This is a genomic window from Streptomyces monashensis, from assembly GCF_001866665.1.
GTDB lineage: Bacteria > Actinomycetota > Actinomycetes > Streptomycetales > Streptomycetaceae > Streptomyces > Streptomyces monashensis.
The window spans coordinates 26,924-49,821 of record NZ_MLYO01000035.1; the positions used below are offsets into that span (position 1 = coordinate 26,924).

The window sequence follows — 22,898 nt, forward strand, 5'->3', positions numbered from 1 at the left end:
GGCGCGCATGTCGCGCAGGCGAACTCTCGGTCCGAAGAAGACGATCGCACTGCTCGTCGGTGCCGCGGCGGTGGCGGGTGGCGGGGCCTTCGCGCTCGCCACCACGTCCAACGCCGCCCAGCCCGCGCAGAACGCGAAGACCCTGTCCGCCGGGAACTCGACCGTCTGCCAGGGGCTCGCCACGGCCCTCGGCAACAACGAACGGTTCATCGCCGGGCAGCAGGCCGGCCCGGACGCCCAGTCGGCGGCCCGGATCGCCAACCGGCAGGCGGTCATCGCACAGATCAAGGTCCAGCAGAAGGCGGCCGGTTGCACCGTTGGGGAGTCGGCTCAGGGCTCCCAGTCGGCGCAGCAGGGTGCGGGTCAGCAGGGTGCGGGTCAGCAGGGTGCGGGTCAGCAGGGTGCCGGGCAGCAGTCCGGCAGTGCCCAGCCGGGCGCACAGCCCTCGCAGTCCGCCGCCGGGAGCGGCGGCGCCGGTAGTGCCGGTGGTGCCGGTGGTGCCGGTGGTGCCGGTGGTGCCGGTGGTGCCGGTGGTGCCGGTGGTGCCGGTGGTGCCGGTGGTGCCGGTGGTGCCGGTGGTGCCGCCGCCTCCGGTCAGCAGGTCTGCAACGGCTCCACCGTCACGCTCTCCGGCGAGGGCGGCGCCCCGGCCGCCTCCAGCAACCAGTTCCCGGCGGGGACGACGCTGAAGGTCACCAACCTGGACAACAACAAGTCCACGACGGTGAAGGTCACCTCTGTCTCCGGCAGTTGTGTCCTGCTGAACAACGCGGCCTTCGAACAGGTCCGGGAATCGGGCAAGTTCCTCATCCGTCACGCGCTGATCGAGAAGGTGGGGTGAGGCCGGGGAACATCAGTCGGCGGACAGGAACGCGGTGATACGGCCCGCCAGGCCGCCCGGCGCCGACTGGGGCAGCGCGTGATGAGAGACGCCCGGCAGGACCGCCGTCTCCACGCGCGGCAACAGCTCGGCGGCTCGGGCCGCCACCTCGCGCGGGTCATGGGTCCTGCTGTTCGCGGCCACGAGCAGCAGGACCGGCGTCCTGAGCGCCCGCAGCGCGTCCGGCGCCGGGCGCGGCCCGGTGACCGGCCTGCGGGCCGGGAAGCCCGCGCCCGCCTCCTGGAGGGCGAGCCAGTCCGGGTCGAGCGGCGCCCCCGCCCCGGTCTCCCACTCCAGGAAGGCCCGGACCCGGCGGGGTGAGGGCCGCAGCAGCATCGGCAGGGCGTGCAGCAGGTACGCCGCCTTGAACCCGGCGAAACACTGGGTCGGGTCCAGGAGGAACAGGCGGCGTACCCGGCCTGGCGCCCGCAGGGTGTGGTGCAGGGCGATCCAGCCGCCGTACGAGTGCGCGCCCAGGTCGGCCTCGTCGGCGCCCAGGCCGTCGAGCAGGGCGTCCAGCCAGGCGGACAGGTCGGCGACCGTACGGGGGTGACGGTCGGCGGCCGGGACGCTCAGGCCGGGGGCGCCGATCAGGTCGGCGGCGTACACCCGGCGGACGCGGGCGAGGGCGGCGGCCTGGCCGTACCAGGAGACGGAGGTGGCCGCCCCGCCGCCCGGGAGCAGCAGCAACGGGGGTGCGTCGCGCGGGCCGCAGGCGTTGACGCGGGTGTCCCCGAAGGGAGTGCGGACGGTCAGCGCCTCGCGGTCGGCAGGCCACTTGGCCAGCACCTTCTCGTACGCGTCGCGGAAGCGGCCGCCGGGCGGGGGTGTGAGGTCCACCGCCGCACGGTAACGCCACGACGGCCCTCGTCGACAGGTTCCGGGGCTTCCTGGACGCGAGCCGGGAGGCCACGGTGGCCGAAAAGGATTCCTCACCGCGTGAGACGCACCACAGAAACACCAGGTAACACGGGGTTCACACAAGGGCAACGGACGGGAAATCGCCTGTTGGGAGGCTGCCCGGCAGATCGACGCGGCGCCCCGGTGCCGTAGCGCCGCAGCAACCCGCAGCACGGCAGCACCCGCGACACGTGCGCCGACCCACCCGAAGGAAGTGGCCCCGTGACCTTCAAGGCCGAGTACATCTGGATCGACGGCACCGCCCCGACGGCGAAGCTCCGGTCCAAGACGAAGATCATCGCGGGCTCGCCGGCCGGTCTCGACGCGCTGCCGATCTGGGGCTTCGACGGCTCCTCCACCAACCAGGCCGAGGGCCACGCCTCGGACCGCGTGCTCAAGCCGGTCTTCACCTGCCCGGACCCGATCCGCGGCGGCGAGGACGTCCTGGTGCTGTGCGAGGTCCTCGACACCGACATGACGCCGCACGCGTCCAACACCCGTGCCGCGCTGGCCGAGGTCGCCGAGCGGTTCGCCGCGCAGGAGCCGGTCTTCGGCATCGAGCAGGAGTACACCTTCTTCGACGGCACCCGCCCGCTCGGCTTCCCCGAGAACGGCTTCCCGGCCCCGCAGGGCGGCTACTACTGCGGCGTCGGCGCCGACGAGATCTTCGGCCGTGACATCGTCGAGGCCCACCTGGAGCACTGCCTGAAGGCCGGTCTCGGCATCTCCGGCATCAACGCCGAGGTCATGCCGGGCCAGTGGGAGTTCCAGGTCGGCCCGCTCGCCCCGCTGGAGGTCTCCGACCAGCTGTGGGTGGCCCGCTGGCTGCTGTACCGCACCGCCGAGGACTTCGGCGTCTCCGCGACCCTCGACCCGAAGCCGGTCAAGGGCGACTGGAACGGCGCGGGCGCGCACACCAACTTCTCCACGAAGGCCATGCGCGAGGGGTACGACGCGATCATCACCGCGTGCGAGTCGCTCGGTGAGGGCTCCAAGCCCCTGGACCACGTCAAGAACTACGGCGCCGGCATCGACGAGCGCCTGACCGGCCTGCACGAGACCGCCCCGTGGGACGAGTACTCCTACGGCGTCTCCGACCGCGGCGCCTCGGTCCGTATCCCGTGGCAGGTCGAGAAGGACGGCAAGGGCTACATCGAGGACCGCCGCCCCAACGCGAACGTCGACCCGTACGTGGTGACCCGCCTGCTGGTGGACACCTGCTGCGCCGCCCTGGAGAAGGCCGGCCAGGTCTGATCCCTCCTCCCTCACGCACCCAGGGGCGCCCGCCATCCCGGCGGGCGCCCCTGTCGCGTGTCGCGGTGTCCCGCCCGCCCGGCACACCGTGCACGGACCCGGCCACCGGCGGGAGTTGCTCCGGCCGGCCGACGCCGGGGATCTGCCGCACGCCGTCGGAGCGCTGTCCGTATGCCGAGACGTCGTTTCGGACGACCCACCGGGCCGTACGTCGCTGATCAGGCCCGAATTCACGGCGGCGGAGGACAGTCGGCGTCAACTTCCCGCCAAGGAAACGTCCAAGCAGTGAGAGGAGGGTCCTCGTCGGCGGTCGCGTCTGCTTCAATGGGCGCATGGCCAGTTTCCAGAAGTGCACCGCGACGGGTCGCCATGACCTCGAGCCCTTCTGGCCTTCCCGTCAGCACCACGACTTCGACCGGGTGTGTTGTCGCGCGACCGACGCGCGGGCCCTGTAGAGCCGTAACCCCCGGCCTCCCGGCCCGCGCGAAACGACGTACGTCCCGCTGACGCGCCCGACCACGAATCGCGGCCGTCGCCCTTCCCGACGAACCTCTCGCGCGAAAGAGCTGACCTCTCATGGCGACCACTCGTTCCCTCTCGTCCGCCACCTCCCTCACCGCTCCCGCCCGGCACCGGCTGCGTGCCGTCGACCGGGACGAGGTGCTCGAGCTCCCGGACTTCCTGCCGCCCGGCGCCACCTGGCTGCCCGCGCCGGAGCACACCCTGCCCACCCTGCCCGGCCGGCCGCCGATGGTCGGCTACCTGGTGCTGGTCCCGGCCGACCAGCGGCCGCCGTTCCTGCCGGTCGCGCTGCCGGAGCAGCCGGCCGAGACCGGGCAGACCGAGACCGGGCAAGCCGGGGCCGGGGCCGAGCAGCCGGTGCGGATCGACCCCGTGCAGCGCACCGCCGACGTCGACGGCCGTGAACTCGACCTGACCTACCTGGAGTTCGAGCTGCTGGCCCACCTGGTGGCCCACCCGCACCGGGTGCACACCCGCGACCAGCTGGTCACCACGGTGTGGGGCTACGGCCACGTCGGCGACGGCCGCACCGTCGACGTGCACATCGCCCGGCTGCGCCGCAAGCTGGGCGCGCAGTACCGGCAGACGATCCAGACGGTGCGCCGGGTCGGTTACAAGTACACCCCGCCGACCGGCCGCTGACCCTCCCCCGGCTCTGCTCTCGGCAGAGCCCCGTACCGCCGCCCGCCCGGACCGGGCACGATCGGCGGCATGAGACTTCTGGTGCTGGGCGGTACGGAGTTCGTGGGACGGGCGGTGGCCGAGGCCGCCGTGGCGCGCGGCTGGGAGGTGACCGTCTTCCACCGGGGACGGCACGAACCGCCGTCCGGAGTGCGGTCGTTGCACGGCGACCGCACCGCTCCCGACGGCCTCGCGGCCCTCGCCGCCGAACCGGGCGGCTGGGACGCGGTCGTCGACACCTGGTCGGCCGAGCCGCGCGCCGTGCTCGCCGCGGCACGGCTGCTGCGGGACCGTGCCGCTCGGTACGCGTACGTCTCCAGCCGGTCGGTGTACGCCTGGCCCTGGCCCACCACGGGCGGGCCCGGCGCGGCGGTGGTCGAGGGCGCCGCCGCCGACGCGGGACCGACGGACTACGCCCGGGACAAGCGGGGCGGGGAGCTGGCCGCCGCCGAGACCTTCGGCGCGGACGCCTCGCTGCTGGTGCGGGCCGGGCTGATCCTCGGCCCGTACGAGAACGTCGGCCGGCTGCCCTGGTGGCTGAACCGGATCGCGCGCGGCGGCCCCGTCCTGGCCCCCGGCCCGCGCGAGCTGCCGGTGCAGTTCATCGACGCCCGCGACCTGGCCGGCTGGCTCCTCGGCGCGCTCGGCCGCCGGCTGAGCGGGCCGTACGACCTGATCGGGCCGCCGGGGCACACCACCATGGGCGAGCTGCTCGACACGTGTGTCCGGGTCACGGGCGCGGACGCCGAGCTGCGCTGGACGGACCCGGAGACGGTCCTGGCCGCCGGGATCGAGCCCTGGACCCAGCTGCCGGTGTGGGTGGCGCCGGAGAGCGAACTGTACGCGGCCGTCCACCGCACGGACGTCTCCCGGGCGCTGGCCACCGGGCTGACCTGCCGGCCGGCCGCCGAGACCGTCGCCGACACCTGGCGGTGGCTGACGTCGATCGGCGGCGTGGCGCCGGTCCGGCCGGACCGGACGTTCCAGGGCCTCGATCCGGAGACGGAGGCGAAGGTGCTGGCCGCGGCCGGGGGTGTACCTGGCACCACCCCCGAGGAGGGGGCTTCGGGCGACTGACTCCCGGCAGGGGTCTCGGCAACACTGGTGGCATGAACACCGACATCGGTCACGGCACTTTCCGGGAGCGGACACGCGGGGTCCTGACGGCCGCTGTTCAGGGCCTGACGCTGGCCGTGGCCGTGCTGCCCCTCGGTGTGGCGTTCCTCGTCCTGACGCTCCTGTCCGTCGCCTTCGTCCCGCTCGGCATCGGGCTGTTCACGACTCCCGTCGTCCTGACCGGGGTGCGCGCCCTGGCGGGCGTGCACCGCAGGCTCGCGGAGCAGTGGTGCGGGATACGGATCCCGGCGGCCTACCGGCCCCTCCCGGCCGGGACCCGGCCATGGACCCGTGCCTTCCGGCTGCTGGGCGACCCGCAGGTCCGGCGCGACGTGCTGTGGCTGCCGGTGCTCTTCACGGCGGGCTTCGTCACCGCGCTGCTGCCCGCCCTGCTGGTGCTCTACCCGGTCGAGGGGCTCCTGCTGCCTGCCGGGCTGTGGCGGGCGTACGTGCCGGCCGACGGGACGCCCTACTGGTACGCCTTCGTGCCGGTCACCGGCCTGGCGAGCGCGTTCGGCGCGGCCGGGCTCGCCGTCGTGCTCCTCGTCGTCGCGTACCGGTACACCCCGCGCGCGCTGGCGGCCCACTTCCGGCTGGCCCGGAAGGTGCTCGGCGGCGACGCGGAACTCACCGAGCGGGTACGGGTGTTGACCGAGACGCGGCGGGACGCCGTGGACACCTCCGCCGCCGAGCTGCGCCGCATCGAGCGCGACCTGCACGACGGCGCCCAGGCCCGGCTCGTCGCCATGGGCATGGACCTCGGCACCATCGAGATGCTGGTGGAGCACGACCCGGCGCAGGCCAAGGAACTGCTCGCGCAGGCCCGCAGGAACTCCGCCGAGGCCCTGGAGGAGCTGCGCGACCTGGTGCGCGGCATCCATCCGCCGGTCCTCGCCGAGCGCGGACTCGGCGACGCCGTGCGGGCATTGGCGCTGCGGCTGCCGCTGCCGACCGAGGTGGCGGTGGAGCTGCCGGGCCGCGCGGACGCCCCGGTGGAGTCGGCGGCCTACTTCGCGGTGAGCGAGGTGCTCACCAACGCCGTCAAGCACTCCGGCGCCGACCGGATCTGGGCGGACCTGCACCACACCGACGGCCGGCTGCGGATCACGGTCACCGACAACGGCCAGGGCGGGGCGGCGATCGGCGCCGGGTCGGGGCTCGCCGGGGTCGAGCGCAGGCTCGGTACATTCGACGGCGTCCTGGCCGTCAACAGTCCCGTCGGCGGCCCCACCATGGTGACCATGGAGATTCCGTGCGTGTTGTCCTAGCCGAAGACCTCTTCCTGCTGCGCGACGGGCTCGTCCGGATGCTGACGGCCTTCGGCTTCGAGATCTCGGCCGCCGTCGAGACCGGCCCCGAACTCACCCGCGCGCTGGCCGAGTCGGAGCCGGACATCGCCGTGGTCGACGTCCGGCTGCCGCCCACGCACACCGACGAGGGCCTGCAGTGCGCGCTCGCCGCCCGCAGGGCACGGCCCGGGCTGCCGGTACTGGTGCTCTCCCAGCACGTGGAGCAGCTGTACGCGCGCGAACTGCTCGCGGACGGCACCGGCGGGATCGGCTATCTGCTGAAGGACCGGGTGTTCGACGCCGAGCAGTTCATCGACGCGGTACGGCGGGTCGCGGCCGGCGGTACGGCGATGGACCCGCAGGTGATCCAGCAGCTGCTGGCCCGGCGCTCCGCCGAGGACCGGCCGCTTCGCCGGCTCACCCCGCGCGAGCGGGAGGTGCTGGAGCTGATGGCGCAGGGCCGGTCGAACGCGGGCATCGCCGCCCAGCTCGTGGTGACGGAGCGGGCCGTCGCCAAACACACGTCCAACATCTTCGCCAAACTGGGGCTGGAGGTGTCGGACGACGACAACCGGCGCGTGCTGGCGGTGCTCGCCCACCTCGACCAGGACCGCTGACGCGACCGGCGCCGACCTCTGTGACCTGCCAACTCCCCTGTTGCTACGAGGAATTTGTGAAACCGGTGAACACCTCTGGGGCGGCGTCCGTACACAAGGGCGCCGCTTCACTCCTGTCGGGCGCCTCGATGCTGCCCCGCAAGGAAGTCAGAGGAGTTCCATGGGACGCAACATACGAAAACGCCGTACGCCGCTGGCCACCAAGGCCCTTGCCGGGGCGGCGGCCCTAGCGCTCGGTGGGGGCGGGCTGATCTGGGCGAACTTCTATGCCTCCGCGCACGAGTCGAACAACCAGGCCTGGGGAGGCAACCAGACGAAGGCCGCGACGGCGCAGGTCGCGACCATCTCCTGCCCGGACGTCGGCCAGAAACTGACGAACGTGCCCTCGCGGGCCCGTCAGGGCGTGGCGACCGAGCTGGCCAACCTCGACAAGCAGATCACCGAGGCCTACAACCGGCTCGCCTCCACCCGGCAGGCGCAGACGAACGACCCGAGCTTCGTGCAGAACGCGATCGTCGGTCCGCTCAAGGACAAGCGCGCGGCGACGATCGACCGGATCCGCATCGACGTCCAGCGGGTCGGCGGGCAGTTCAACACCGCGCTGTCCCAGCTCGCCGCCTGCACGACGCAGTCCGCCAACCAGACCACCGCCGGCGGCCAGAACAACGGCCAGGCCGGTGGTCAGCAGAACAACGGCGGGCAGCAGGGCAACAACGGCGGCCAGCAACAGGGTGGCCAGCAGCAGGGCGGTCAGCAGCAGGGCAACAACGGCGGGCAGGGCGGTGACGGCCCGACCGCGGCGGACTTCGTGGACATCACGAAGGTGGCGCCCAACGTCCAGGGCAAGCCGGCCAAGCAGCAGAACGCCTCGACGGGCACGTTCATCACGCGCTGCGGCGTGAACGCGAACCAGAACCACAACAGCGACAACGTGATCGTCGCCCCCGGTGTGACCAACGGCGCCCACCACGTGCACGACTACGTGGGCAACCAGAAGGTCAACGCGTTCTCCAGCAACCAGACCTTCCTGCAGGGCGGCACCAGCTGCCAGAACCGCAACGACCTGTCGGCGTACTACTGGCCGGTCATCCGTGAGCAGGACGGCACGCAGGAGAAGGACGCGAACGCCGACGGCGGTGGCAAGGACCTCAACGTCGGCAAGATCCTGGTCGCCCAGCAGGCGCAGATCAAGTACGTCGGCTCGCCGGCGAGCAAGGTCGTCGCGATGCCGCAGTTCCTGCGGATCATCACCGGTGACGCCAAGGCCTTCGTCAACGGCCCGGCCAACGCCAACGCGCACTGGAGCTGCACCGGCTTCGAGAACAAGGTGCAGCTGACGGACAAGTACCCGATCTGTCCGCAGGGCAGCCAGGTGGTGCGCTCGTTCGCCTTCCAGAGCTGCTGGGACGGCCAGAACATCGACAGCGCCAACCACCGCACGCACGTGGCCTTCGCCGATCCCGCGAGCGGGGTCTGCCCGAACGGCTTCAAGGCGATCCCGCAGCTGACGATGCGCCTGGTCTACAACGTGCCGCAGCCCGTCATCCAGGCGAACGGCACGGTGAAGAACGCCTACGCGGTCGACGGCTTCCCGGAGGAGCTGCACAAGGCGATCACCGACCACGACGACTTCATCAGCGTCACGACCGGCGGTCTGGCCAACAGGATCGCCAACTGCCTCAACAGCGGCCGGAACTGCGCGTGATGCCGCACGTGAAGCCCTGACACGGGCCACACGACGAGGCCGGTGACGGAGCCCCCTCCCGTCACCGGCCTTCCCGTGTGCCCAGCCGCGTTCAGCCGCCGTGCCCGGAGTGGGCGGAGTGCGCGGAGTGGTTCGCGCCGATCTCCACGTCCCCGCCGAGCGTGCCGCGCAGCGCCGTGACGGTGCCGTTGTCACCGACGGCGACCCACTTGCGGCCGACGAGGTAGAAACCGCCGTAGTCCTCGGCGGTGTTGATCCACTCGCGCTGGCCGCGGTCGGTGGAGAAGGTGGCGAGGATGAACTTCCCGTCGGTGTTCGTGCAGATGGCCTGCCGGATCGTGTCGGCGTCGGTCTGCATGTCCGGCTTGCACCTCACCTCGGCGGCCAGGCTCTCCAGGCTGCCGGTCGCCGTGGGCGGGACCGCCCTGGTCTCCGCGCCCGCGCCGCAGCCCGCCAGCGCCAGTACGGCGCTCGCACCCAGCAGCAGTCGTGTCACCCTCATCAGTTCCTCCGGTCCTCGCATGCCTCGGCTCCTTCGGATACGGACCCCGGCCGCCGTACGCTCAAATGCGATAATCACCCATCCGGCGGTGACCAACCGCCGCCTCGCTCGTTCTCCACGGCGTGCAGTCACAGGATGTAGCCCAGCGTCACGCAGCCTCCGCCGGGGAAACCGGCCCGGTCGACGTCGAGCAGGCCGAGGCCGCGCTCGTCGAGCACTATCCGCGGCTGGTCCGGATCGCCTATCTGGTGCTGCCGCCGGGCCTCGGCCGCAGCCGCCGGGTGCTGACCGCACATGCTCTCGTCCAGCGCGCCCTGCCCCGGGGGCGCAAACAGCGGTCGGCCACGATCCCGGCCCAGGTCTCGGCCCGGCCGGGCGACCCCGGCTACGCGTTCCTGCGCGAGCGCGTCCTGCGTACGGCCCTGGAGGCGGCCGCTCCCCGCAAGGGCCTGCCCCGGCTCTCCCAGCTGCCGCCGCCTCTGCCCCAGGTCTGGGGCCTGAGGCTGTTCCCGCGCTCGGGCGGCGCCGACGAACTCGCCCTGGACCAGCGGCTGTCCGCGCTGACCGGCCCGGCCCGCGCCGCCTATGTGCTGCGCGGCCTGGAGCAGCTCTCCGACACCGACATCCACGAGCTGCTCTCCGCCGCCGGTGCCGAGGACCCGGGCGGCGCGCTGGCCGCGGCGAACGGCGTGCCCCTGCAGCCCGCGCTGCTCACCTCCGCCGAGTTCGACGCGTGCTCGCTCCAGGCCCGGCCCACGGATCTGATGCGCCGCCGCCAGCACACCAAGGCCGCCCTCGCCGCGGCCGCCGCGCTCGCGGTGTGCGGGGCACTGGTCGCCCTGCCGGGCGACGGCTGGGGCCCGGACGGCGCCGCCGCACCCGCCTACGCCGAGAACCCGGCCGCCCAGGCCGCCCTCGACCCGGCCCGGCTGACCCATGTCTCCCCCACCGCCTGGCAGACCTCCGCACGCGCCGACTTCTCCGTGTGGCCCGCGCGCGGCCCGCTCACCGGCGACCAGGACCTGCTGCGCCGCGCCCTCGCCGTCTGGGCCCGCCCCGGCGGCACGGTCCGCGTCTCGGCGACCCCCGGCACCCAGACCGGCGGCCCGGCCGGCCCGCCCCAGCTGCTGTACGCGGGCCAGGTCGACAGCGCCCGGGTGGTGATCCTCTACGACGGCCTGCGCATCGTCCGCTACGCCGAGCCGGTGAGCGGCACCCAGGGCGCGGCCCTCGACTTCGCGCGCGTCGACGGCGCGACCGGCGCCGAGGCGGGCGCGCTGGTGCTCGGCCGCGCCGACGGCAACGTGCGGTACCTGACCGCGCCCTGGGTGCGGAAGGCGGCGTCGCGGAACCTGATGAAGCCGGCCGCGGCCGCGACCCCGCTGGCCCTCACCGGCGGCGTCACCGCACCGCTGACCAGCCCGGCGCTCCAGCCCGGCGGCTGCACCTCGTGGACCGTGCTCCAGCTGGCCGGCTCCTCGGGCACCGAACTGACCACCGACCTCGGCGAGTTGGTCCCGGCCCATCTGACCGCGGGCAGGCCGGGCGTGCCCGAGGAGGCGTCCGGTACCGCGGGGCTGCGCGCCTGGGCGCCGTTCGCCTGCTCGCTCGCGGCCGAGCGCTCGGCGGGTGTCCGGAGCGTGAACGCCTGGCAGTTCGCCGAGCAGCCGCTGCCCGACGGCACCGGGGCCGCGGACTGGGTGTGCACCCGGGCCGAGACCTGGCGCGGCGACGGCACGGCGGCGCTGGCCCAGTTCCGTACGCCGAGCGGGCCGGTCGGCGCGGTGGTCGCCAGGGGCACGGACGTACGGGGCTGCGGGCCGCTCGATCCCCATGTGCTGGCCGGGGTGCTGTGGAAGTCCGCGGCCGGGCACTGGTTCCTGCTGGCGGCGGGCGACCGGGACACCGCGTCGATCAGCGCCGTGGGCGGGATCACCGCGAGCGGCCAGGGTCCGCTGCTCATGACCCGGGCCAGGCAGGGGGCGAAGGCCACGCTGAAGGGCACGCTGACGGACGGGCGGGCAATCAGCGGACTGCACTGACCCCGGTTGCTGACACCAGCGTAAACAAGATGCGTCACAGGGGTTCTCAGCGAGCTTACCCATCAGTACATTGACGCCATGTCTAACACGCAGGCCCGGGTGCCGCTCAAGGCACGCAAAGTGTCCTTCTCCTGGGACGGCACGCCGTTGCACTGGGTGCCGGGTGATCCCTTCACCACCCACACCATCAACGTGCTGCACCTGCTGCTGCCCGCAGGTGAGCGGTGGTTCGTGCACGTGTACAAGCAGGTGCTGCCGTACATCCGGGACGAGCGGCTCCGCGAGGACGTGATCGGGTTCATCGGCCAGGAGGCGATGCACTCCCAGGCCCATGACGAGGTGCTGCCGCACCTGCGCGAGCAGGGCCTCGACCCGACGCCGTACACCGCACAGGTCGACTGGTTCTTCGAGAAGCTGCTCGGCGACCGTACGCTGCCGCCGGGCAGGCCGCGCAGGTGGTGGCTGATGGAACGGGTCGCGCTCATCGCGGCCATCGAGCACTACACCGCGTTCCTCGGCAACTGGGTGCTCAACGCCGGTGAACTGGACCGGCGGGGCGCCGATCCGACCATGCTGGACCTGCTGCGCTGGCACGGCGCGGAGGAGGTGGAGCACCGTTCCGTGGCCTTCGAGCTCTTCCTGCACGTCGACGGGAGCTACCGCCGGCGCGCGCGGACCTGGGCCACGGCCTTCACGGCACTGGTGTTCCTGTGGCAGCGCGGGACGCGGTTCTTCATGGAGAACGACCCGACCCTCGTCGACGGCAAGGCGTCCTTCAAGGAGTTCTACGTCCGTGGCAGGCGGGGCCTGCTCCCCTCGACCGGAGACATGATCAGGTCCATCCCCCGCTATCTGAGCCGTGACTACCACCCCTCGCAGGAGGGCGACACCGAGCAGGCCGTCGCCTATCTGATGTCCTCCCCGGCGGCCACGGCGGCGGAAAAGAGGGCCGCGTGATGCCGAAGCTGCGCACCGTCGCGCTCCTCGCGGGCGCGGTGCTGGTGACCCGGGGTGCCCTGCGCCGCCGGATCCGGGTCTCGCCGCTGTGGCCGCTGCCCGCCCTGGAGGAGCCCACCTCGGGCCGGCCGCGCTCACGGGCGCTGCGGCTGCTGGTCACCGCGCACGAGACGGTGGCCGACGGCGTCGTACAGCTCCGCCTGGAGGGGCCGGACCTGCCGCGCTGGGAGCCCGGCGCGCATCTGGACCTCGTGCTGCCGTCGGGGCTGGTCCGGCAGTACTCGCTGTGCGGCGACCCCGAGGACACCTCGTCGTACACCGTCGCGACCCGGCTGGTCGAGAACGGGCGCGGCGGCTCGCGCGAGGTGCACGAGCAGGTGACCGAGGGCATGGAGCTGGAGGTGCGGGGGCCGCGGAACCGGTTCCCGCTGGTCGAGGCGGAGTCGTACGTCTTCGTGGCCGGCGGGATCGGGATCACCCCGCTGCTGCCGATGCTGCGCTCGCTCCCCGACGGCACCCCGTGGCGACTGCTGTACGCGGGGCGCGACCGTGCCTCGATGCCGTTCCTGGAGGAGGTCGAGAAGCTGGGCCGGGACCAGGTGACCGTCGTCGAGGGCGTGCCCGATCTCGACGCACTGGAGGTGGGCGAGGGGGCCGTCGTCTACGCGTGCGGTCCCGAGGGGCTCATGGCGGCCGTCGCGGAGCGCTTTGCGGACGTCCGTCTCGAACGGTTCGCGCCGCGCACGTCGTCCGACGGGAACACGGAGTTCGAGGTCGAACTCCGGCGCAGCGGGCGCACGTTGACCGTCCCGGCCGACTCCACCGCGCTGGCCGCGATCCGCCGGGAGCTGCCGGACACCGCGTACTCCTGCGAGCAGGGATTCTGCGGGACCTGCCAACAGCGGGTGCTGGAGGGGGAGATCGACCACCGGGACGAGCTGCTGACGGACACGGAGCGTGCCGACTCGATGCTGATCTGTGTGTCGCGGGCCCGAAGCGGTCGGTTGGTGATCGACATGTGAACACCTGCGGCCGGATTCGATCGGTAAGGTGTTCGCATGAGTACCGGGGTTCGCCGCAGGATGGGCGTCGAGGAGCGGCGGCAGCAGCTGATCGGCGTCGCGCTCGACCTGTTCAGCCGACGCTCGCCCGACGAGGTCTCCATCGACGAGATAGCGACGGCCGCGGGCATCTCACGGCCGCTCGTGTACCACTACTTCCCCGGCAAACTCAGCCTGTACGAGGCCGCGTTGAAGCGTGCCTCGGAGGATCTCGCGGCCCGCTTCGCCGAACCGCACGAGGGTCCGCTCGGCGCCCGGCTGCTGCGCGTCATGTGCCGCTACTTCGACTTCGTGGACGAACACGGACCGGGCTTCGCGGCGTTGATGCGCGGCGGCCCGGCCGTCTCCGCCGACGGGATCGGCACGAAGGCCCACGTCTCCACGACCAACGCGCTCATCGACTCCGTGCGCCAGGCCGCCTACGAGCAGATCCTCGCGCACCTCGGCGTCCTGGACGCCTCCCCGCGCCTGGAGCTGGTCGTCCGGTCCTGGATCTCGCTCGCCGAGTCGACGGCGCTGCTCTGGCTGGACGGCCGCCGCGTCCCGCGCGCCGAGCTGGAACTCCAGCTCGTGCACGACTTCGCCGCGCTGGTCGCGGTCAGCGCGGCCTACGACGCGGACATGGCGACCCTGCTGAAGCAGATGGTGAAGGACGAGCCGGCCGACGGCACCTTCGCGGAGCTGGTCGGCCGGCTCATCGCCCTCGCGCCCTGAGCGGCGGCGCTACCGGTCGAACTTCCGGTAGGACGCGTCCAGTTCACGGACCTCGACGGAGGCGTGCAGGGCGACACCCGTGTCCGCCACGTGCCCACGGAGCAGCTCCAGGGCCGTCTGGGTGAGCTTCGCCTTCGTCTCGTCGCTGCGTCCGGCGAGGAGCCCGATCGTCACGTGCACGATCGCGTGCCCGTGCGCCCCGGGGTCCTCGTACCCGAACACCGTGTACGCGCTCGGCCGGAACTGCGTCTTGCAGGCCTCCGGCTTCGCCGCCGCGATCGCCACGGTCGCCTCGTGCAGCTCCCGGGCGAAGCCCTCGCGGTCGAAGGCGTCGGCCACGAGGTCCGAGTAGTCGATGGTGATCTGCGGCATGGGCACTCCTGTTCTACGTCTGTTCCGGGACGAGAGCCGACCCTACTTCCCCGCGCTGGTGAACACCGCCACCGTCCGCGCGGGGACGGAGAACGTGCCTGTGCCCGCCGCGTAGGAGGAGGTCCTCACCACCGCGTCCGCCCCGGCGGCCTGCACCGGATGCAGCCGGTACGGCGTGCCGGCCAGGGCCGCGACGGTCTGCTCCTGCCGCTGCGGGGTGGCGTTGAAGACGACGACCAGCTCGCCGAGGCGCATGGTGATCACCCCGGGCGTCTCGTCCGCGCCGGAGAGCGGGAAGGAGAGCGCGTCCTGCACCTGGGCGGCCGTACCGAGGGAGAACGCCGGCTCGGTCGTACGGATCCTCAGCAGATCCTGGTAGGCGGCCGAGGCGCCGGTGATCTGCGGGCAGCCGACCCGGACCGTGCCGAGCAGCGGCTTGGCGTACGGCCACTTGGCCTCGTTGTCGGCCGCCATCGGCAGCCCGCGCCCGAAGCCGTTGCCGTCGGCGCAGTTCCAGTGGATGGCGTTGAACCAGTCGCCGCTGTCGAAGGAGTTGCGGTCCAGGGACTTCGAGCGCAGCAGGTCGGTGCCCGCCTGGGAGAGGGACGGGCCCTGCGAGAGGGCGGCCGTGGCCATCGCCAGGACCTGCATCCGGGCCCGGTCGGCGGCGCTCGTCCGCGCGGGCAGCTTGTAGGTCAGCGCGTCGAACAGCGACTCGTTGTCGTGCGCGTCGACGTAGGCGAGGGCGTCGCCGGGCGCGTCCGCGTAACCGGCGGGCGAGCCGTTGTAGTCGATCTCCGCTCCGGTGACCGCCCTGCCGCCGGTGTCCGTGAAGCGGTACGTCGCGAGGTTGCCGCTGAGCCCGACCTTGATCAGGTCCTGGTAGTGCAGCAGCCGGGCCTTCTGCTCGGCCGAGGTGCCGTTGGCGGACGAGGGGTTGGGGTCGGTGTAGAGGCCGGAGGCGAAGCCCTGGACGCCCGGGTCGGAGTCGAAGGGGCTGCCGCCGCGTACGGCGTCCCGGGCTCGGTCGGAGAAGGTGGCGATGCCGGTGCCGGCCATGTTCGCCTGCGTGGCCTGCACGAACCGGGCGTCGTTCGCGACCTCGCCGAAGTTCCAGCCCTCGCCGTACAGGATGATCTTCTTGCCGTCGACGCCGTCCTTGGCGAGGGTCAGCGCGTCGAGGGCCTTGCGGACGGCGAGGATGTTGGCCTTCGGGTGGTGGCCCATGAGGTCGAAGCGGAAGCCGTCGACCTTGTACTCCTTGGCCCAGGTGACGATCGAGTCCACGACCAGCTTGCCCATCATCGCGTTCTCGGGCGCGGTGTTGGAGCAGCAGGTGCTGTTCGCCACCGAGCCGTCGGCCAGCAGCCGCTGGTAGTAGCCGGGCACGACCTTGTCGAGCACGGAGGTGTCCGCCTGGCCGCTCGCCGCGGTGTGGTTGTAGACGACGTCCATGACGACCCTGAGGCCGTCCTGGTTGAGGGACTGGACCATCTGCCGGAACTGGACCGTGCGGGCGGTGCCGTCCGGGTCGGTGGCGTACGAGCCCTCGGGGACGGTGAAGTGGTACGGGTCGTAGCCCCAGTTGTACGCGTCCTTCGCGGCGGTCTTCGCCACGCAGGCCTGCTGCTGGTCGGAGTCGGCCGGGTAGGAGGCGAGGTCGCACGGCGGGCTCTGCTGCCCGGACGTGCGCTCCGGTACGGAGGTGAAGTCGAAGGCGGGCAGCAGATGCACGTACGACGTCCCGGCCTTCGCCAGCTCACGCAGATGCCTGGACCCGTCGCTGTTCTTGTCGGTGAAGGCCAGATAGGTGCCCCGGTCCTTCGCCGGGACGGTGGTGTCGGCGACCGAGAAGTCCCGGACGTGCAGCTCCTGGATCTGCGCGTCCTTCATCGGTACGGTCCTGGGCTTGCGCAGGCCCGCCCAGCCGCCCGGGGCGAGGGACCTGTCGTTCAGGTCGACGACGAGACTGCGCTCGGAGTTCGCGGTGAGCGCGACCGAGTAGGGGTCGGTGACCTTGTTGACGACCAGCTTGCGGACGCTGGGCGCCCAGACCTTCACGACGTACCGGTAGGGCTTCCCCTTCCAGGACGCGGGCCCGGTGACGGACCAGACGCCGGTCGTGTCGTCGCCGTGCATGGCCCTGACCGAGCCGTCCAGCTCCAGTGCGACGCTCTGGGCGGTCGGCGCCCAGACGGAGAGGGTGGGCCTGCCGTCGTGGAAGACCGGCCCGAGCGCGGCCCTGGTGGCACCCGGATAGAGGTCGTCGAGCACGCCCGCGATCTGCACGCCGGTCGCGGCCAGCACGGCGCCGTTCGCGGCGCGCTGCGAGGCGACCAGCTGGCCGGTGAGCGCCGTACGCACCCGGCCGCGGTCACGCGGGTCGACGGACCAGGCGGTGCCGTCCTTCAGGTAGGGGAACCTCGCCTTCTGGGCGTCGGTGAGCGTGGTCTTCTCCAGCCGGATCCAGCGCTCGTCGTCGCTGGTCAGCGCCCCGCCCTTGACGGTGATCGAGCCGTCGTGGGAGGAGAGGAGCTGAGTGGAGGCGGCCCCGTCGGCGCCGTCCCAGACGACGGTGTCCCGGTCGATCCAGACCGCCTTGGACGTGGTCAGGTCGAGCGCGGCCGCGCTGCCCGCCGGCTGCGGGAGCAGGTACTTCTCCCGGCCGTTCAACAGCCACACCTCGTAGCCGTTCGCCTTGAGGTCGAGTGACTGGTCGGCGGCGAGGTCCTTCTCGTCGCCCTTGTGGATGATGTAGCTGAGGCTGCCGGCACCCGCACTGAGCGGCACCTCGAAGACCGCGCCATAGGCATCAGTCTTGACCGGCTGGAGCGGTTTCGACCAGTCGGTGGGGTTCGCGGCACCCGTCCAGACATGCAGGCCCCAGCCGTCGTAGTTCCCGTCGGCGCGGTGGTAGTGGAGGACGGCCCTGGTGGTGTCCTGGGCCGGGTACGCGGGCTTCTGCGTGAGGACGTCGGCCTTGCCCTGCTCGACCCAGACCTCACCGGCCTTGGTGACGTCGATGCTCCGGTCGGTGGAGACGTCCTTGTTCCCGTTCTTGTCGACGACCAGGAAGCCGACGTTCGAGGCGCCCGGCCTGACCTTGACGTAGGCGAAGGCGCCCCAGGCGTCCCGGCCGGTGAAGGGGTGCCCGGCCGGCCAGGTGGTGGACTCGCCGTCGGCGAGGTCGCCCCAGGCGTACAGGCCCCAGTCGGCGTAGTCGCCGTCGGTGCGCTTGTAGTGGACGACCACGTAGTCCCGCGAGGAGGCCGTGGGGACGGGCGTCGTGGGCGGGGTGCCGCTGACGCTGCTCGCCGTGGCGCTCGCGGTGTGCCCCGCCGAGTCGACCACGACGGCCTTGTAGCGCAGGGCGGTTCCGGCGGGTACGGCCTTGCCGAGGGGCTGGGTGACCTTGTACGGGGCGTGGTCGGCGGAGCCGAGCACCTGCCACGGGGCGTCGCCGACCTGGGCGGCGAAGACGACCCGGTCGAGCTGTCCCCCGTCGACGTCGGCCGCGAGGTCCACGGTCCCGGTGGCTCCGGCGGCCGGGGCGGTCAGGGTGATCGCCGGCTTGGCCGCGGGCTCGGCGAGGTGACCGGCGGCCCGGTAGACGACGGCGGACTCGGCCGGGACGGTGACGGTGAGTTCACGGTCCCGGCCGGTCTTCACCGAGTCGGTGGCGCCGTAGATCCCCCGGTACGCCATGTCCGCCGACCCCGTCGCGAAGGTGGCCGTCCGCGCGGTGTCCGCGTTGTTGAGGGCGACGACGTACTCGGCGCCCGTCCCGGCGTCCGTCCGGGTGAAGGCGTAGATCCCGGCGCCGTCGGCCGCGTACCGCTCGGTCTGGACGCCGTCGGTCAGGGCCGGGTTGGCCTTGCGGAGCCGGGAGAGGGCGGCGATGTCGCGGTAGAGCGGGGCGCCGGTGTCGTAGGAGTCGCTCGCGTGGGTGCGGGTGGTGCCGATCTCGGGGTCTTCGAGGTAGTCGGCGACGCGGGAGGCGAACATGGTCTGGCGGGCGTCCTTGTCGCCGCCGGAGCCGGTGAAGCCCTGCTCGTCGCCGTAGTAGACGACCGGGTTGCCGCGGCTGAGGAACATCACCTCGTTGGCGAGCCTGTCCTTCTTCAGGATCTCGGCGTCCGTCGCCTTCGGGTTGTCCTGCTTCAGGAAGTAGCCGATGCGGCCCATGTCGTGGTTGCCGAGGAAGGTGACCTGCTCGTAGGCGTTGGCCTTGTCGGTCGTGTACTTCCAGTCGTCGCCGAAGACGTTTCCCAGCTTCCGGGCGCTGCCGCCCTGGGAGGCGTAGGCGCGGGCGGCGTCCTGGAAGGGGAAGTCGAGGGTGGCGTCGAGGCGGCCCTGGGTGACGTACGGGGAGGTCACCGAGGTGTCGCTGTCGTACGTCTCGCCGAACATGAAGAAGTTCTTCCGCCCGTGCGCGGCCGCGTACGTGTCCAGCGCGGTGGCCCACTGGGTCCAGAACTCCATGTTCACGTTCTTGACCGTGTCGATCCGGAAGCCGTCGACGGCGAAGTCCTTCACCCAGCGCTCGTAGATCTGCTCCATGCCCTGGACGACCTCGGGGCGCTCGGTCCACAGGTCGTCGAGGCCGGAGAAGTCGCCGTAGGTCGCGGACTCGCCGGCGAAGGTCGAGTCGCCCCGGTTGTGGTACATCGTCGGGTCGTTGAGCCAGGCCGGAACCTTGCTCTGGCTCGTGACCCGCGGGGTGTACGGGAACGAGGCGCTGGAGACGGCCGGAAACCTCCTGGTCCCGGCGGCGTAGTCGGCGTCGTCGAAGGGCTTCCCGTCCTTGGTCAGGTACGGGAAGGCGCCCTTGGAGAGGTAGTCCGAGGACTTCTCCTCGTAGTCGATGACGTCGGCGGTGTGGTTGGTGATGACGTCGAAGAAGACCTTCATGCCCTTGGCGTGGGCCTTGGCGATGAGGGTCCTCAGGTCCTGGTTGGTACCGAAGTGCGGGTCGACCTGGGTGAAGTCGGTGATCCAGTAACCGTGGTATCCGGCGGAGGCGTTGGCCCCCGTGCCCTGCACGGGCTTGTTCTTGAAGATCGGCGCCATCCAGATGGCGGTGGTGCCGAGCCCCTTGATGTAGTCCAGCTTGCCGGTCAGGCCCTTGAGGTCGCCGCCCTGGTAGAAGCCCTTGTCGGTGGGGTCGTAGCCGGTGGCGAGGCGCGAGCCGGTGAGGCCGCCCCGGTCGTTGGCCTTGTCGCCGTTGGCGAAGCGGTCCGGCATGACGAAATAGAACTGCTCGCGGGTGTCGTCGTGCCGGGCGGGCTGGGCGGCGAGCGCCGCGTCCGACGGGGGTGCGGGCGGGGTGGCTGCGTGGGCCGCCAGTGGCTGGATCAGGGCGGCGGCGAGGGCTGCGGCGGTGACGGCCGCGGCCCGTCTCGCTCTGGGTATCACGCGTAACTCCTAGCGAATGCGGCTCTCTTGGGTCCGACCCGGCGCGACCGTATCGCTAACGAAAGGTTTACAGCAAGAGACTTGAAACTCACAGCAAGAACTTTCAACAGGTGTCTTGACGTGCCCTTCTCAACGGGCCCACTCTCACCCATGGTTGAAACACGTACCCCCACATTCGGAGCCGCACATGACCGGATACCGACCCCCACCCGGTGCCTTCCGCCGCACCGCCACCGCCGTGGCCGCGGGCGCCCTGGCACTGGCGGGCGCGATAGCCCTGCCGGCGACGCCCGCCCAGGCGAAGACGACCGCCAAGGGCGACGTGATCGCCAACCTGTGGGAGTGGAACTGGGACTCGATCGCCTCGGAGTGCACCAACGTGCTGGGCCCGGCGGGCTACGGCGCGGTCCAGGTGGCACCGCCGGAGGAGTCCCTGAAGCAGTCGAACTACTACTGGTGGGACGTCTACCAGCCCTACTCTTACTCCCTGAACAGCCGCTTCGGCTCGCAGACGAAGTTCGCCGCCATGATCACGGCCTGCCACAAGGCGGGCGTGAAGGTCTACACGGACGCGGTGATCAACCACACGGCCGCGCAGACCGGCACGGGCTACAACGGCACGACCATCACGAACAAGTACTCCACGCCCAACTGGTCCCGCACCGACTACCACGACTCCAGCGAGTGCCCGACCTCGGACCTGACCATCCAGGACTACTCGAACCTGACCCAGGTCCAGAACTGCGAACTGCTGGGCCTGCCCGACCTGAAGACCGAGTCGGACACGGTCCGCGCGGGCATCGCCGACTACCTCAACTCCCAGCTCGCGCTGGGCGTGGACGGCTTCCGGGTCGACGCGGCCAAGCACATCCCCGAGACCGACCTGGCGGCGATCGAGGGCAAGCTGACGAACACGACGTCCGGGACGGCGCCGTACGTCTTCCAAGAGGTGTATCCGGGCGCGACCCCACAACCGTCGGACTACTACGGCACCGGTGACGTCCTGGACTTCACGTACGCGAGCAAGATGAAGTCGGCGTTCCAGGGCAACGTGAGCGACCTGGCCTCGCTGTCGTCGTCCGGCATCCTGCCCGCCGCCGACTCGGTGTCCTTCGTGACCAACCACGACACCGAGCGCAACGGCCTGCACATGTCGTACAAGGACGGCGACACCTACAAGCTCGCCAACCTCTTCCAGCTCGCCTACAAGTGGTCCACGCCGACGGTGTACGCCAGCTGGGAGTGGACCCAGAGCGACCAGGCCCCGCCGAACTCGTCGGGCATGGTGACGGACACCGACTGCTCCAGCGGCGCCTGGTACTGCCTCGACCGTGACACCGCGGTGGTCGGCATGGTGGCCTGGCACAACGCGACCGACACGGCCGCGGTCTCCAACTGGCAGACCATGTCGTCCAACGTGATCGGCTTCGGCCGCAGCGGCAAGGGCTTCTTCGCCCTCAACAACGGGACGTCGGCGGCGACCTACACGTTCACGACGGGCATGGCCGACGGCACGTACAGCAACGTCGTCGACGGCGGAAAGACGACGGTGACCGTGTCGGGCGGCAGCGCCTCGATCACGATCCCCGCGAAGGGCGCGGTCGCCTTCTTCAACTCCTCCTACACCTGCACGGTGGGCTGCGGGAACGCCGGCGGCGGCTCCGGCGACACGGTCAGCGCGACCTTCGACGAGTACGCCTCCACCACGTCCGGCACCAACGTCTACGTGGTCGGCTCCATCGCCGCCCTGGGCGGCTGGGACACCTCGAAGGCGGTGGAGTTGTCGTCCACCGGCTACCCGGTCTGGTCGGGCGAGGTGAGCGTGCCGGTGAACACGTCCTTCACCTACAAGTACATAAAGAAGGACAGCTCCGGCAATGTCACCTGGGAGTCGAACGCCAACAGGTCGTCGGCGACGACGACCTCGGCCCTCTCCCTGAACAACTCCTGGAACGTGGCCGACGCGGACGCCACCGACGTCACCTTCCACGAGAACGCGACGACCGACCTCGGCACCAACGTCTACGTCACCGGCTCCATCCCCTCGCTCGGCTCCCGGAGCACGGCCGACGCCATCCCGCTGTCCTCGGCGTCGTACCCGGACTGGAGCAAACTGGCCATCGTCCCCAAGAGCACGTCCTTCACGTACAAGTTCTTCAAGAAGGACGGCTCCGGGAACGTGACCTGGGAGTCCGGGACGAACCGCTCGTACACGACGGGCAGTTCGTCCGGCTACACGACGAGCGACACCTGGAAGTAGACCTTCCGGCGCAGCAGCTCGACTTGCCGGCGTAGATCGCGAGCGCCGTGTTCGAGCCCAAGGTGGCGGTGAACTGCCCACTGGGGTTCACCGCCACCGTCGTGTTGTTCTGCACACCGCAGTACGTCCCGGCGGGGAGGGACGTCTGGTAGGTGCGGGTCAGGGCGGAGGGCTCGTGGTTGATGGCCACGTAGCCCTTGGTGCCCCGGCCGAAGGCGATGGCGTTGTTGCCGTCGTCCCACCAGTTCGAGACGGCCTCGCCGTGGGTCGTGTTGTGGAAGGCGACGGTGTCGACCACGACCTTCACCCCGGCCGCGTGACAGGTGTCGATCATGTTCTTGAAGGTGGTCCGGTCACCGAGCCGGCCCGCGATCCTGTACGACACCGGCTGTACGACGTCCACCACTGCGGGCCCTGTATGTGCTCGGCGGGCGGGGAGACCTGCACGTAGCCGTAGCCGGCGGGGCCGAGGGTGGTGGTGCACTCGTGGGCGACCGAGGCGTAATTCCACTCGAAGAGGACGGCGGTGACGTCCTTGGTGCCGGGCGGGGAGGCCTCGGCGGTAGTCGGGTTGATGCCAACCGTGAGGCCGAACGCGGCCATGGAGAGCG

16 protein-coding genes and 1 pseudogene are annotated in these 22,898 nt (G+C 71.4%); 12 read left to right on the top strand and 5 right to left on the bottom strand.

Going from position 1 to position 22,898, the window contains the following annotated elements:
- Window positions 1-7 precede the first annotated feature (7 nt).
- A complete protein-coding gene (locus BIV23_RS21320; protein ID WP_071382513.1) occupies window positions 8-841 on the top strand; it encodes an RlpA-like double-psi beta-barrel domain-containing protein in 834 nt (277 codons plus the stop codon).
- A 12-nt stretch (window positions 842-853) separates the two neighbouring features.
- Here the strand turns inward: BIV23_RS21320 and BIV23_RS21325 are convergent, their stop codons facing one another.
- A complete protein-coding gene (locus BIV23_RS21325; RefSeq protein ID WP_071382514.1) occupies window positions 854-1,720 on the bottom strand; it encodes an alpha/beta fold hydrolase in 867 nt (288 codons plus the stop codon).
- 282 nt (window positions 1,721-2,002) lie between these two features.
- Here BIV23_RS21325 and glnII point away from each other — a divergent pair, with 282 nt between their 5' ends.
- From glnII to BIV23_RS21355, 6 genes are all read left to right on the top strand, one after another.
- Entirely contained in the window at window positions 2,003-3,034 is a 1,032-nt protein-coding gene (glnII, locus tag BIV23_RS21330; RefSeq protein WP_071382515.1) for a glutamine synthetase, read from the top strand.
- 576 nt (window positions 3,035-3,610) lie between these two features.
- On the top strand, window positions 3,611-4,198 hold the full coding sequence (locus tag BIV23_RS21335; RefSeq protein ID WP_071382516.1) for a winged helix-turn-helix domain-containing protein: 588 nt from the start codon (window positions 3,611-3,613) through the stop codon (window positions 4,196-4,198).
- Window positions 4,199-4,267: 69 nt separating this feature from the next.
- Entirely contained in the window at window positions 4,268-5,314 is a 1,047-nt protein-coding gene (locus BIV23_RS21340; RefSeq protein WP_177239983.1) for an NAD-dependent epimerase/dehydratase family protein, read from the top strand.
- A gap of 32 nt (window positions 5,315-5,346) precedes the next feature.
- The gene (locus BIV23_RS21345; RefSeq protein ID WP_071382518.1) at window positions 5,347-6,621 is read left to right on the top strand and encodes a sensor histidine kinase; all 1,275 of its coding nucleotides are present in this window, start codon (window positions 5,347-5,349) and stop codon (window positions 6,619-6,621) included.
- Complete coding sequence (locus BIV23_RS21350) at window positions 6,606-7,259, top strand: LuxR C-terminal-related transcriptional regulator (RefSeq protein WP_071382519.1); 654 nt, start codon at window positions 6,606-6,608, stop codon at window positions 7,257-7,259. Before BIV23_RS21345 ends, BIV23_RS21350 begins: the two co-directional genes overlap by 16 nt.
- A 160-nt stretch (window positions 7,260-7,419) precedes the next feature.
- On the top strand, window positions 7,420-8,964 hold the full coding sequence (locus tag BIV23_RS21355; protein WP_071382520.1) for a DUF1996 domain-containing protein: 1,545 nt from the start codon (window positions 7,420-7,422) through the stop codon (window positions 8,962-8,964).
- 91 nt (window positions 8,965-9,055) lie between these two features.
- Here the strand turns inward: BIV23_RS21355 and BIV23_RS21360 are convergent, their stop codons facing one another.
- Window positions 9,056-9,466: a hypothetical protein gene (locus BIV23_RS21360; RefSeq protein WP_177239992.1), complete on the bottom strand. Its 411-nt coding sequence runs from the start codon at window positions 9,464-9,466 to the stop codon at window positions 9,056-9,058.
- A 122-nt stretch (window positions 9,467-9,588) separates the two neighbouring features.
- Between BIV23_RS21360 and BIV23_RS21365 the strand changes: the two genes are divergently transcribed.
- The 4 genes from BIV23_RS21365 to BIV23_RS21380 all read left to right on the top strand — a co-directional run bounded on the left by BIV23_RS21365 (window position 9,589) and on the right by BIV23_RS21380 (window position 14,240).
- Window positions 9,589-11,508 carry a hypothetical protein gene (locus BIV23_RS21365; RefSeq protein WP_071382521.1) on the top strand — a complete coding sequence of 640 codons (1,920 nt, stop codon included), beginning with the start codon at window positions 9,589-9,591 and terminating at the stop codon, window positions 11,506-11,508.
- A gap of 78 nt (window positions 11,509-11,586) precedes the next feature.
- Complete coding sequence (locus tag BIV23_RS21370) at window positions 11,587-12,465, top strand: metal-dependent hydrolase (RefSeq protein WP_071382522.1); 879 nt, start codon at window positions 11,587-11,589, stop codon at window positions 12,463-12,465.
- Entirely contained in the window at window positions 12,465-13,487 is a 1,023-nt protein-coding gene (locus BIV23_RS21375) for a PDR/VanB family oxidoreductase (protein ID WP_071382523.1), read from the top strand. The genes BIV23_RS21370 and BIV23_RS21375 overlap by 1 nt, the downstream gene beginning before the upstream one ends.
- A gap of 36 nt (window positions 13,488-13,523) precedes the next feature.
- On the top strand, window positions 13,524-14,240 hold the full coding sequence (locus BIV23_RS21380) for a TetR/AcrR family transcriptional regulator (protein WP_079173278.1): 717 nt from the start codon (window positions 13,524-13,526) through the stop codon (window positions 14,238-14,240).
- A 9-nt stretch (window positions 14,241-14,249) separates the two neighbouring features.
- On the opposite strand, the gene BIV23_RS21385 is transcribed toward BIV23_RS21380, so the two are convergent.
- Together BIV23_RS21385 and pulA are read right to left on the bottom strand one after the other, a co-directional pair.
- Window positions 14,250-14,612, bottom strand: a complete 363-nt coding sequence (locus tag BIV23_RS21385; protein WP_071382525.1) for a 5-carboxymethyl-2-hydroxymuconate Delta-isomerase — start codon at window positions 14,610-14,612, stop codon at window positions 14,250-14,252.
- Window positions 14,613-14,654: 42 nt separating this feature from the next.
- Window positions 14,655-20,027 (bottom strand): pullulanase-type alpha-1,6-glucosidase, encoded by a 5,373-nt coding sequence (gene pulA, locus BIV23_RS21390; protein WP_071382526.1) that lies wholly within the window; start codon window positions 20,025-20,027, stop codon window positions 14,655-14,657.
- A 187-nt stretch (window positions 20,028-20,214) separates the two neighbouring features.
- On the opposite strand from pulA, the gene BIV23_RS21395 reads away from it, so the two are divergent.
- The gene (locus tag BIV23_RS21395; RefSeq protein ID WP_071382527.1) at window positions 20,215-22,287 is read left to right on the top strand and encodes a carbohydrate-binding module family 20 domain-containing protein; all 2,073 of its coding nucleotides are present in this window, start codon (window positions 20,215-20,217) and stop codon (window positions 22,285-22,287) included.
- 13 nt (window positions 22,288-22,300) lie between these two features.
- Here the strand turns inward: BIV23_RS21395 and BIV23_RS46510 are convergent.
- Window positions 22,301-22,890, bottom strand: a pseudogene (locus BIV23_RS46510) (alpha amylase C-terminal domain-containing protein); the annotation flags it as partial.
- Window positions 22,891-22,898 lie beyond the last annotated feature (8 nt).